The organism is Cellulomonas sp. HD19AZ1, from assembly GCF_004535805.1.
GTDB lineage: Bacteria > Actinomycetota > Actinomycetes > Actinomycetales > Cellulomonadaceae > Cellulomonas > Cellulomonas iranensis.
Map to the genome: position 1 here is coordinate 235710 of NZ_SPHX01000001.1, position 12688 is coordinate 248397.

Genomic DNA, 12688 nt, shown 5'->3' on the forward strand with positions numbered 1-12688 from the left:
AGCACCCGACCGGGCGCGCGCGGGTCGCCTCAGCCCGGCGTCGCCCAGCCCCGGCCGACGCCCGAAGGACTCGCCATGATCCGCTCCGCCACCCGATCGCACACCGCCCGGCTCGCCGCCGAGGCCGAGGCCGCCCGCGCCGACGTCCGCGCGATCACGCGGCTGGTCGACGCGCTCGCGGGCGTCCGCGACGTGACCGCGGGCCTCACCGCCGCCGTCACCGTCGTGCGCGAGCAGCTCGGCTGGGCGTACGCGTCGGCGTGGACAGTCGACGCCGAGGTGAGGGCCCTGCGGTTCGTCGCCGAGTCCGGCGACGCCGGGGAGGAGTTCCGCCGCGTCACGCGCACGGCCACGTTCCCCGAGGGCGTCGGGCTCGCCGGGCGCGCGTGGCGCGAGCGCCGGCTCGTCGCCGTCGACGACCTCGCCGAGCTCACCGACTGCGTGCGCGCACCCGTCGCGCGGGCCGCGGGCGTCCGGTCGGCCGTGTGCGTGCCGCTGCTCGCCGAGGGCGAGGTCATCGGCACCATGGACTTCTTCTCGACCGAGGTGCTCGAGCTCACCGCCGAGCGGCGCGCCGTCCTCGAGGCCGTCGCGGTCGTCGCGTCGCAGGCACTCGAGCGCGTCGTCGTGGCGCGCCGGCAGACCGAGGCCGAGGCCGACACGAACGCCAGCACCGCCGTGCTGCACGCCGTCTCGGGCGCCTCGACCGCCCAGGACGCGCTCGCGGGCGCGCTCGACACGATCCGCACCGGCTTCGGCTGGGCCTACGGCTCGTACTGGGCCGTCGACGAGAAGGACCGCGTGCTGCGGTTCGTGCAGGAGTCCGGCGACGCGGGGGCCGAGTTCCGGCGCGTCACGCGCGAGGCCACGTTCGCCGAGGGCGTCGGGCTCGCGGGCCGCGCCTGGCGGTCCCGCGACCTCGTGTTCGTCCCCGACCTCGCCGAGGTCGCCGACTGCGTCCGCGCGCCCGTCGCGCGCGCCGCCGGCGTGCAGTCCGGCGTGTGCCTGCCGATAGTGGTCGACGGCCAGGTGCTCGGCACCATGGACTTCTTCGTCCTCGAGCGCGTCGACCTCACGCCCAGCCGGCGGGCCGCCCTGCAGGACACCGCCTACCTCATCGGCCAGGCGCTCACGCGCTTCACCGCTGCCGAGCAGCTGCAGACCGCGGGGCGCGAGCTCGTCGCGTCGATCGAGGAGGTCGAGCGCAACGTCCTGGCCGCGACCACGGTCGCGGGCGAGGGGCAGCGCCTCGTGCAGGCCGCGGACGACGACGTCGCCGGGCTCGGCCGGTCCAGCGAGGAGATCGGGCAGGTCGTGCGGACCATCGGCACGGTCGCCGCGCAGACCAACCTGCTCGCGCTCAACGCGTCCATCGAGGCCGCGCGCGCGGGCGACGCCGGGCGCGGGTTCGCGGTCGTCGCCAACGAGGTCAAGGAGCTCGCCGACCAGACGGCGCGCGCGACCACCGAGGTCGGCAGCCGGGTCGCCGAGATCCAGCGCCAGGTCGCCGCGACCGTCACCGCGCTCGCGGGGATCCGCAGCATCGTCGAGGAGATCAACGGCACGCAGCAGGTCATCGGCGCGGTGCTCACCGAGCAGGTCGCGGTGACGCGCTCGATCCTCGGCTGACCGGGGGCCTCGGACGGCGTCCTCGCGCGGCGGACCGGGCGTCCCCGCGGCCGCCGCGCGTCAGCGGTCGAACCGCAGCCCGCTCGCACGGCGCACGGGCCGCTCGACGGCCGCGCGCACGGCGTCGCCCGACCCGACGACCCGCACGTGCTCCCGCGCGCGCGTGATCGCCGTGTAGAGCAGCTCGCGCGTCAGCAGCGGTGACGACGCAGGGGGCAGCACCACCGTGACCGACGTGAGCTGGCTGCCCTGCGCGCGGTGCACCGTCATCGCGTGCACGGTCTCGACCGCGGGCAGCCGGTGCGGGCGCACCAGCCGCGGCGTGGCCGGGTCGCCGAACGCCGCGACGACCCCGCCGTGCCCGGCGGCCACCACGACGCCCGTGTCGCCGTTCGACAGGCCCGTCGTGCGGTCGTTGGTCGTGACGAGCAGCGGCCGCCCCGCGGGCCACGCGCCCGGGGCCGGGTCGTGCGTCGCGTCCTCGACCCACCGCTGCGCGAGCGCCGCCCAGCGCGCGACGCCCGCGGGCCCGCGCCGGTGCGCGAGCAGCAGGCGGTGCTCGCCGAGCGCCGCGAGCGCGCCCGCCGCGTCCCCGGCCCGCGCGGCCGCGACGACGCGCGCCCCCGTGGTCGCGACGGCGTCGCGCACGGCCGCGACCTCGGCGTCGGTCGGCACGTCGCCCGCGGGCTCGACGAGCGACCAGTGCGCGCCGGGCGTGCGCAGCAGCGCGAGCGCCGCGTCCGCGTCGCCGCGGCGCACCGCGTCGGCCAGGACGCCCAGGTCGTGGCCGAACCGGTGCGGCACGACGAGCCGCACGACGCCCGCGTGCAGCGCCGCCGCGTCGCGCGCGTGGTCGACCTGCGGCTCGGGGAGGTCCGAGGGGTCCGGCGACCCGGCGGCCCGACCCGGTGGCGGTGCGGTCGGGACGTCGTCCGGCAGGAGCGTCGCGAGCCGCGCGGGCAGCGGACCGGGCGGCGCCGGCCGCGCCACGAGGTCGCCGAGCACGGCGCCGACCTCGACCGACGCGAGCTGGTCGGGGTCGCCGACGAGCACGAGCCGCGCGTCGGGGCGCAGCGCGTCGAGCACGCGCGCCAGCAGCGGCAGCGACACCATCGACGCCTCGTCGAGCACGACCAGGTCGTGCGGGAGCCGGTGCGTGCGGTCGTGCGCGAACCGCGTGCTCGACGGCCGCCAGCCCAGCAGACGGTGCACGGTCGAGGCGGTGAGCCGCGCGGTCGCCGCGGCGACGGGCGCCGCGACCTCGTCCACCTGCGCGCCGCCGCGCACGTCGTCCTCGCGCGCGAGCCGGTCCAGCTCGGCCGTCACGGCCTCCTGCAGCCGGGCCGCCGCGCGCCCCGTCGGCGCCGCGAGCGCGACCCGCAGCCCGGGGCCGTGCACGTCGCGCAGCACCGCGACCAGGCGCGCGACCGTCGTCGTCTTGCCCGTGCCGGGACCGCCCGTGAGCACCGTGAGCCGGGACAGCGCCGCCGTCGCGGCCGCGACCCGCTGGCGCGCGTCCCGGGGGCCGGGGAACCGCGCGGCCACGGCGGCCCGCAGCGCGGCGTCGTCGACGGGCAGCACGCCGCCCAGTCGGGCGTCCACCTCGCGGCGCACCACCTGCTCGTCGCGCCAGTACCGGTCGAGGTAGACGCGGCCGTCGACCCAGCGCACCGGCCGGTCCGCGGGCCCGTCGGGGCCGTCGGCGACCAGCGGGCTGCGCCGCACCGCGGCCGTCCAAGCGTCATGCGCGGGCCACGGCAGCGGCACGTCGGGCGGCGGCACGTCGGGTGCGTCGGGCGAGCCCTCGGCCACGAGCGACGGCGCGTCGGCGAGGTCGACGCACACCGATCCCGCCCGCACCGCGCGGACCGCGAGGGCCGCGGCGAGCAGCACGGTCGCGTCGTCCTCGCCGGTCAGCGCGCCGAGCCGCTCAGCGACCCGCACGTCGGCCGACGTCAGCACGCCCGCCGCGGCGAACGTCGCGAGCAGCGGGCCCGCGCGCCACGGCCGCCGGGGGTCGCCAGGATCGGGTGCGGGGGCGACCACCGCGGCGGTCGTCGCGCCGGGCGCCGTGCGGTCCGGCGCCGTCCCGTCCACCGTGGCCGCGTTCACCACCGCGCCGTCCGTCGGCGCACCGGTCCCGCTCGCGTCCGCCGCACCCGCCCCCTGCCCAGGCAGCCCACCGCCGCCCGGCCGCGCCGTCACCGTGCCGCCCCCGCTGGCGGTGCGCCGTCGAGCAGCGCGGACACCGCGACGACCAGCGCCGCGGGCGGACGCCACGACGCCACGCCGCACGGCGACCCGTCCACCACGGGCGTGCCCGGCCCCGCCATGCCGCGCACGAACAGGTACGCCGCACCGCCGAGGTGCCGCTCGGGGTCGTACCCGGGCAGCCGCCACCGCAGGAACCGGTGCAGCCCCACCTGGTACAGCAGGGCCTGCAGCGGGTAGTGCGCGTCGAGCATCGCGGCGTGCAGCGCGGCCGGGCGGTAGTGCCACGCGGTCAGCGGCTCGTCGGGCGGGGCGAGCCGGTTGGTCTTGTAGTCGACGACGACGTACCGGGTGGTGCCGTCGACCTCGGCGCGCAGCACCGCGTCGATGCTGCCGGTCAGGTACCCGCGCAGCGCGCCGGGCCGCGTGCGCTCGTCGGCGTGCAGCGCCGCGAGCCGGTCGGCGTAGGCGCGGTACGGGTCGTCGCCCGCCAGGTGCGTGCGCAGCAGGTGCGCGACGTCGTCGAGCGTCGCGGCACGCCGCGCGGCCAGGTCGCCGCCCGCGAGCGGCAGCTCCAGGTCGAGCTCGGCGAGCCGGTCGCCCGGTGCGACGTCCGCCAGCGCGCGCCCGCCCAGCAGGGGGCCGCAGGGCGTCCGCAGCGACGGCAGCAGCGCGGCGGCCAGCGCGTCGGGCTCGAGGCCGAGCGCCGCACCGGCACCCGCGGCCTCGGCGCAGCGGGCCTGCACCTCGGCGGCCAGGTCGGGAGCAGCGGTGTCGACGTGCTCCAGCACGTGGTGCACGAGCGTGCCGAACGCCGTCCCGCCCGGCAGGTCGGCCAGCGGCGACGGCACGTCACGCAGCGCACCGTCGGCGTCGGCGGGGGAGCCGGTCCCCACCGGACCGTCCGCCTCGTCCTGCACGCCCGGGTCCTCGGGCTCGTCGGCGACGCCCGCCCGGTGCGGGGCCGCGTCGTGCGCGGCCGCCGTGAGACCCGAGTACGAGGTGCGCCGCCACGCGGCGTCGACGGTGCGACGCCAGGCGGCGACCTCGAGCGGCACGGCCGGGGCCGGGGCGGGCTGCCACCGCACGACCGGCGCGGGCCCGTCGACCACCTCGTGAACGACCGTCCCGCCCGAGCCCGCCGCGAGCGCGTCGAAGGCCGCCGCGGCATGGTCGTCGCGCGGCACCGGTACCGCGGCCGGCGGGCGGCCCTCGGCGTCGCGCGCGCCCAGCACGAGGCACGACAGCGCGCCGGTCGCGGAGTTCTTGCTCGGCGCCCACCACGCGACCACCTGGTGCGCCGCGCGCGTCAGCGCGACGTACGCGAGCCGCAGCTCCTCACCCGCCTGCTCCGCCTGGTCGCGCTCGCGGGCGTCCTCGTAGCCCGGGCTGCCGCGCCCGCCGACGTGCAGCCGGCGCGTGCCGTCGTCGTCGTGGTACCGCAGCACCGCGGGCGTCGTGTCGACCCACCGGTCCCACGCGTACGGCACCAGCACGACCGGGAACTCCAGCCCCTTGGCGGCGTGCACCGTGACGACCTGGACCGCGGCGGCGTCGGTCTCCAGGCGTCGGCTGCGCTCCTCGGCGTAGTCGCCGCCCGCCTCGTCGATCCGGCTGCGCAGCCACTCGGTGAGGGCCGCGGCCCCGAGGCCGTGCTCGCGCGCCGCCGCGTGCAGCACCTCGCCGACGTGGCGCACGTCCGTCAGCGTGCGCTCGCCGTCGACGCGCGCCGCGAGCCGCTCGTGCAGGCCCGCGGCGGCCGTGGCCTGCAGTAGCGCCGCCACGCCCTGCGCGGCCAGCACGTGCGACCACGCGCGCAGCCGGTCCGCGAGGTCCTCGCGCGCGGCGTCGTCGGCCACCGCGAGCGTCGCCCCGTCCCACCCGACGAACGGGGTCAGCGCGGCCGCCGCGACGCGCGCGGGGTCGCCGGTCGCCGCGAGCGCGCTGAGCAGCACGAGCCAGTCGCGCGCGGCGGGCGTCGTGAAGACGCTCGACAGGCCCGAGACGACCGCGGGGACGCCGACGTCGGCGAGCGCGTCGCGCACCGCGAGCGCGTCGGCGTTGCGGCGCGCGAGCACCGCGACGTCGCCCGGCAGCACCGCGCGCCAGCCGTCGCCGTCGCGCAGGCGGGCCGTGGTCAGCGTCCGGACGGTCTGCGCGGCCACGTCCCGCGCCACCAGCGCGCGCACCGCCGCGACGGGCGGCACGGCGCCCACCGCGCCGACCGCGCGCCGCGTCACGCGGCGCAGCACGACCGGTGCGCCGCCGTCGAGCCCGTGGCCGGCGTGCTCGGCCTCGACGGGGTGCACGACGATGCGGGGGTCGCCCAGCGCCGCGCCCCCGAGCAGGTGACCGAGCCCCGCGAGCACCGGGGCGTCGGTGCGCCAGCTGCGGTGGAGCGTCGCGGTCGTCGCGACGTCGCGCGCCTCGAGGTAGGTGTGCACGTCGGCGCCGCGGAACGCGTAGATCGCCTGCTTGGGGTCGCCCACCAGCACGAGCGTGCGGTGGCCGTGGAACGCGGTGCGCAGGATCTGCCACTGCACCTGGTCGGTGTCCTGGAACTCGTCGACCATGACGACCCGGAACCGCGCGCGCACGCGCTGCGCGGCCGGCGGGCCCGTCACCGGGTCGGTGAGCGCCGCGAGCAGCAGCGTCAGCAGGTCGTCGTAGTCGACGACGTGCGCGGCGCGGCGGCGCCGCACCATCTCCCGGCGCACGGCGCGCGCGAGCCGCACGCGGTGGTCGGGCGGGGTCCCGGGCGGTGCCTCGTCGGGGGCCAGCACCGCCGCGTGGTCGCTCACGGCGGCGCGCGCGACGGCCCGCGCGTCGTCGACGTCGAGCACCGGGGCGTCGGTGCCCGCGTACGCCGCGAGGTACAGGTCGTCGACCACCTCGGCCTCGAGGTCCGCGACGTCCGGCAGCAGCGTCGCACCGGGCTCGACGACCCCGCCGCCCGCGGTCGTGCCGAGCGTGCGCAGCATCTGCTGGCAGAACCCGTGCGTGGTGGTGATCGTCGCGGCGTCGACCTCGGACAGCGCGACGGTGAGCCGCGCGCGGCGCCGGTGCAGCTCGGCGTCGTCGACCGCCGCGAGGTGCCGGACCACGGGGTCGTCGCTGGTCCGCGCGCCCGGGTCGCGCAGCGCGCGCTCGGTCGCGACCAGCCGGGCGCGCACGCGTTCGCGCAGCTCGCCCGTCGCCATGCGGCCGAACGTCACGAGCAGCAGCTCGGGCAGCCGCGCGTGGCCCTCGGCGACGTACCGCGCGGCGAGCGCCGCGATCGTGAACGTCTTGCCCGTGCCGGCGCTGGCCTCGAGCACGGTCGTCCCCGTGGGCAGCGGCCCGCAGACGTCGAACACGGGTGCGCTCACCACGGCACCTGCCCCTCGTGCTCGAGCAGCGCGTCCCACGCCGTGCGCGCGAGCGCACCCAGCAGCGTCGGCTCGTCGGGCCACGCGGCGCGGTCCGCGGGCGTCGGGTCGCCCGCGACCTGCAGCAGCGTGAACCCGTCGCCCCACGCGAGCACGTGGTGCTCGTCGGTGTGCTCGAACCGCGCACGCAGGGTGTGCTCGGCGTCCGCGAGCGCACCCGCAGGGTCGTCGTGCCCGTGGCGGCGCTGCGCGTACGTGCCGCCGGCGGCCACGGGCAGCGGCAGCGGCGCGCGCAGCGCGCGGTCGTGCAGCGCGAGCAGGTCGCCCAGCACGCGTCGTGCGTCGTCCGGGCCGGGTGCGCGCAGCCACGACGTCGCGGCCGACGGGCGGCGGCCCGGGCCCCGGCCCACGGTCGCGGCACCCCGCACGGGCGGGGCGCCGGGCGACGCCACGAGGGCCAGCAGGTGCAGCCACGCGCGCAGCCGGTGCTTCGCGCCGAGCCGCGAGTACACCGCGCGCACCAGGACGTCGCCGCGCAGCCCCGGCACCGTGCCCGTGAGGGTGCGGCCGCCCGGCAGCGGGACGGTCACGTCGACCGCCGTCGCCGGGGCGCCCAGCAGCGGCACCACGGCCTCCGCGACCACGCCCGCGCGCGTCGCGACGTCCTGCAGCACGGCACCGCCCAGCTGGCCCGGCGGCACGCGGCCGCGCCGACGCTCGGCCGCGGCCGCGCGCGCGAGGTCCACGCCGTCGAGCACCGCCGTGAGCAGCCGGTCGCCCGTCGCCCACTCGTCGAGCGGGCCCAGCGTGAGCGGCAGCCGGTCGTCGAGGTCGTCGGCCTCGCCCGGGACCACGACGCCCAGGCGGCGGCGCACGAACGCCTTGACGGGGTGCTCGAGCACCGCAGCCAGGTCGTCGAGCTCGACCACGGGCTGGTCGAGCGGCGGCAGCGGTGCGGTCAGCAGCGGCGGGCGCACGTGCCGCGGCCCGCGCGCGACGAGCGCCGCGCGCCGGTCGACGTCGTCGAAGCTGAACGGCCCCGGGCGGCCCAGCGCGCCGGGCGTGAAGCTGCGCTCGTCGACGGTCTGCAGCGGGTGGTGCACGACGAGCGCGGCCCGCGCCCCGCGGGGCAGGTCGACCGCCTCGTCGACCGCGTCGAGCAGCTCGCCCACGGGCACCGCCGGCGGGCGCGGCGCCCCGGTGCGCTCGTCGGCCCCGCTGTGCACGACCACGAGGTGCTCGCCCGCGGCCGTCACCGCGTCGAGGAACAGCTGCCGGTCCTCGGTGCGGCGGTCGCGCTCGCCGACCAGCGGGTCGCGCGCGAGCACGTCGTCGCCGTCGGGCGTGCCCGCCCGCGGGAACGCCCCGTCGTCGAGACCCAGCAGGCACACCACGCGGTGCGGCACGGCGCGCATCGGCTCGAGCGAGCACACCGTGAGCGCACCCGTGCGGAACCCGGCGCGCGTGGGCCGGCCCGCGAGGCGCGGCTCGAGCAGCGCGACGACGTCGGCGAGCCGCAGCGGCACGTCGGTGCCCGCGGCCGACGCGCGCACGTCGCCGAGCACGGCCCGCGCGCCGACCTCCTGCCACGCGTCGTCGGGGTCGGCGGCGGTCAGCAGCACGAGCGCGCGCTCGAGCGTCGCGAGCCACGCGCTCGCGGGCCGCTCGCCGTCGAGCCCGGCCAGCAGGCCGGTGACCCGGTCGACGAGCTCGGCGAACCGGCCCGCGAGGTCGACGTCGGTCGAGTCGACGTCGTCGAGCGGCAGCGCCGACCCGACGAAGCGGTGGTCCTCCTCGGCCATCGCGACCCCCAGCAGGAGCCGGTCGGTCGCGGTGCGCCACGTGCCCTGCGCGACCGCGCCCAACCCGTACCGCGCGCGCCGCGCCTGGTCCTCGCCCCACCGGGCGCCGGACTCGAGCGCCCACGCGCGCAGCCGCTCGACGGCGGCGTCGTCGAACCCGAACCGTCGCCGCACCGCGGGCAGGCCCGCGAGGTCGACCACCGCGGAGGCCGTGACGCGCGAGCCCGCGAGCGCGAGCAGGTCGGACAGCACGCGCAGCAGCGGGTTGGTGCGCGCGGGCGCGCGGTCGGCGAGCCGGACGCGCAGCGTGCGGCCCGGGTGGGTGCCGTGGTCCGCGCCGCCGACGTCCGGGGCGTCGACGCCCGCCGCGGTGCCGAACGCGGCCGCGACCAGCGGGGCGAACGCCTCGACGTCGGGGCACAGCACGACGACGTCGCGCGGCTGCAGCGTCGGGTCGTCCGCGAGCAGCCCGAGCACGACCTCGCGCAGCACCTCGACCTGCCGTCCGCGCCCGTGGCACGCGTGCACCTGCACGCTCCGGTCGCCCGGCGCCACGGCGGCGGGCACGGCCGGCCGCTCGTCGGCGCGCAGCGCGGCCTGCACCGCGCCGAGCACGGTCGGCGGGGGAGCGGGCGCGGCGTGGTGCGTCACGTCGGCGCCCGCGGCGGTCAGGCGCGCGCCGAGCTCGGTCGCGTCGCGCGCGGTCGACGCGAGCAGCGGGTGCACCGCGACAGCGGGCACGTCGCGGCGCCGCGGCGCGGGCGCCGCGGGTGCGGCGGGCTCGACCCCGCGGGCCGCGCGGCGCCACAGCGCGTCCGACGGGTGCGGCAGCCACACGTGCACGTCGCGGTGCACCGCGAGCGCCGCGAGCACGTCGACGTGCGCGCGCGACAGCCGCGTCGGCCCGAGCACCGACAGCCGCCGGGGCAGGTCCACGACGTCGGGGTCGGCGGTCAGCGCGCGCACGGCGTCCGCGAGCCGTTCGGCCGGGCTCGCCACGCCCAGCTCGGCGCGCACCGCGCGCCACAGCGGCGCCTGCCACGCCAGGTCGGCAGGCAGCGGCGCGCCCGCACCGTCCTCGTCGTCGCCCGCCGCCCACGCCGTCACGAGCGACGGGCGCTGCGCGGCGTACGCCGTGAACGCGCCCGCGAGACGCTGCGCGAGCCGCACCCGGCGGCCCCGCCGCACGGCGTCGCGCGCGCCCGGCTCGTCGGTGACGTGGCGGGCCAGCGGGTGCGCCCATTCCTCGCCCGCCGCGACGGCCGCGTCGACCGCGCGCAGCACGTGCCACACGAGCCGCTCGGGCTCCCACGGGTCGTCGTCGCGCGCGGTGCCCGTGGCCGCGGCGACCGCGTCGCGCACGAGCCGCGCGGGCGGGTCGAAGTCGATCCGCGCGCACACGCCGGCCTCGCCGTCAGGGCCCGCGCCCAGGCGGTGCGACAGCCGCTGGGCGACCCACCGCTCGACGCCCCGGGTCGGCACCGCGACGACCTCGCGCGCGAACGGGTCGGTGCCGGGCGGCACGTCGGCCAGGACGTCGGCGAGCGCGTCGACCAGCACGTCGGCACGCGGCGAGGTGTGCACGCGCAGCCGGCCCCGCGCGCCCGCCCCGTCGAACCCCGCCGTCACGCGCTGCACGCTAGCCCACGCCGCCGACGCCGACGCGCCCGTCCACAGGTCCGGGTCGGCGGGGCTCGCCGCGCGGGACCGTCCGCTCAGACCCAGGTGCCCCGCGCGCGCAGCACGTCGCGCAGCAGGTCCGCGCGGTCGGTGACGATCCCGTCGACGCCCAGGTCGAGCAGCCGGTGCATCTCGGCGGGGTCGTTCACGGTCCACACGTGCACGCCGCGGCCCGCGGCGTGCGCGGCGGCGACCGTGCCCGCGTCGACGACCCGCAGCCGGCCCTGCGCGGCCGGCACCTGCAGCGCGTCCACCTCGCGCAGGGCGCGTGCCGCGAGGCGGGGCAGGTGCGCGCGGTGCGCGGCGAGGAAGCGCGCGACCTCGCCCGTCGCCGCCGACGTCGCGACGGGTCGGCTCAGCCGCGCGACCGTCGCTCGCCGTCGCGCCGCCGAGAACGACGCGACGCACACGCGGTCGTGCGCGCGCGTGCGCTCGATCGCCGCGACGACCGGGAGCACCGCGCGCTCGCTCTTGACGTCGACGTTGACGCGCAGGTGAGGCCACGTGCCGAGCACGTCGTCGAGCCGCGGCACGGGGTCGACGCCCCCGATGCGGGCGCGCCGCACGACCGACCACGGCAGCTCCGACACCACGCCCTCGGCGTCGGTCGTGCGGTCCAGCGTGTCGTCGTGCAGCGCGACCGCCACGCCGTCGGACGTCGCGTGCGCGTCGGTCTCGACGTACCGGAAGCCGAGGTCGACGGCGGTGCCGAACGCGGTGAGCGAGTTCTCGCGCCCGTCGAGCGCGAAGCCGCGGTGCGCGAGCGCGACGACGCCCGACGGGTCGTCGAAGTACGCGTGCCGTGCCCGCGCGGGCCCGTCCTCAAGGTCCCGGCGCGCGTTCACGGCCCCATCCTCGCGCGTCCCGGGCGGTGGTCCCGCCCGGGACGCGCGGTCGTCACCCACGCGGGTGCCCGCGCCGGGGCGGTGGGCGCACCCGCCGCCCCGACGCGCGGTCAGCGCGCGAGCAGCGCGACGACGGCCCAGCCGAAGAACGCACGGGTGCCCGCGGCGTACCGGGCGGGTTCCTCCGCGAGCAGCCGGCGCACCTCGTCGTGCAGGTCGTGCTGCGGGTGGGCGTCGGCCCAGCGGCGCATCGTGAGCCACTGGGACGCCTGGTACCTGTCCCAGGACTCCTCGGTCGCGCACACCATCTCGACCACGTCGTACCCGAGGTCTCCGTACCCGGCCAGGAGCCCGGGCAGCGTGCGGTACGCGTCGGCGGACGGGACGCCGCACGCGGCGAGCTCGCCGGGCGTCGTCGGCACGGCGCGCCAGTACGGCTCGCCGACCAGCAGCAGCCCGCCGGGCCGCAGGCTGCGCCGCAGCAGCTCGAGCGTGCCGGGCACGCCGCCGCCGATCCACGTCGCGCCCACGCACGCCGCGACGTCGACGGGTGCGTCGGCGACCCAGCCGCTCGCGTCGGCCTCGACGAACCGCACGCGGTCGCCGACCCCGAGCGCGTCGGCACGCGCGCGGGCGTGCGCGAGGAAGTCGGGGTTGAGGTCGACGCCGAGGCCGGTGACGGCGTGGTCGCGGGCCCACGTGGCGAGCAGCTCGCCCGAGCCGCACGCGAGGTCGAGCACGGTCGCGCCGGGGCGCAGGTCGAGCGCGGCCCCGAGCGTCGCGAGCTGCGGCGCGGTCAGCGGGTTGTGGATGCGGTGGCGGGACTCACGGATCGAGAAGAGACGGTGGTCGAACACGACGGTGCTCCTGGTTCCGGTGGGAGTGGTGGGCTGCTCGGTGGTGGACGTGGCCGTCCACCCGCATCGGGACCGTCATCCGTCGTCACGCCTCTCCGGGGGAGCGCCGTCGCGTCGCGCGCGGCGGGGCTCCGTGCGAGCCCGGTCGCACGCTAGGACGGCACGGCCCTGCGGGCCACGCCTTTGCGGAGGTCCCGCCCGGTCGGGACCTCCGACCCCCGGCGACCGCCCGCGCGCGGCCTAGCGTGCACGCTGCGCCTGCGTGCGGCCGCGCCGCCGCCCGTGCGTGCGTCCAC

Annotated in this window: 6 protein-coding genes; 1 reads left to right on the forward strand and 5 read right to left on the reverse strand. The window is 79.3% G+C overall.

Features of this window, described 5'->3' with window-relative positions; translation table 11 throughout:
• Positions 1-75 precede the first annotated feature (75 nt).
• A complete protein-coding gene (locus E4A51_RS01120) occupies positions 76-1629 on the forward strand; it encodes a GAF domain-containing protein (RefSeq protein ID WP_070319883.1) in 1554 nt (517 codons plus the stop codon).
• Positions 1630-1689: 60 nt separating this feature from the next.
• On the opposite strand, the gene recD is transcribed toward E4A51_RS01120, so the two are convergent.
• The 5 genes from recD to E4A51_RS01145 all read right to left on the reverse strand — a co-directional run bounded on the left by recD (position 1690) and on the right by E4A51_RS01145 (position 12392).
• Positions 1690-3744 (reverse strand): exodeoxyribonuclease V subunit alpha, encoded by a 2055-nt coding sequence (recD, locus tag E4A51_RS01125; protein WP_240696328.1) that lies wholly within the window; start codon positions 3742-3744, stop codon positions 1690-1692.
• 86 nt (positions 3745-3830) lie between these two features.
• Positions 3831-7208 carry a UvrD-helicase domain-containing protein gene (locus E4A51_RS01130; protein WP_307417105.1) on the reverse strand — a complete coding sequence of 1126 codons (3378 nt, stop codon included), beginning with the start codon at positions 7206-7208 and terminating at the stop codon, positions 3831-3833.
• On the reverse strand, positions 7205-10639 hold the full coding sequence (recC, locus tag E4A51_RS01135) for an exodeoxyribonuclease V subunit gamma (RefSeq protein WP_240696329.1): 3435 nt from the start codon (positions 10637-10639) through the stop codon (positions 7205-7207). Before recC ends, E4A51_RS01130 begins: the two co-directional genes overlap by 4 nt.
• An 86-nt stretch (positions 10640-10725) precedes the next feature.
• A complete protein-coding gene (locus E4A51_RS01140) occupies positions 10726-11535 on the reverse strand; it encodes a glycerophosphodiester phosphodiesterase family protein (RefSeq protein ID WP_070319881.1) in 810 nt (269 codons plus the stop codon).
• A 110-nt stretch (positions 11536-11645) separates the two neighbouring features.
• Positions 11646-12392 carry a cyclopropane-fatty-acyl-phospholipid synthase family protein gene (locus E4A51_RS01145; protein WP_134850662.1) on the reverse strand — a complete coding sequence of 249 codons (747 nt, stop codon included), beginning with the start codon at positions 12390-12392 and terminating at the stop codon, positions 11646-11648.
• Positions 12393-12688: the final 296 nt, after the last annotated feature.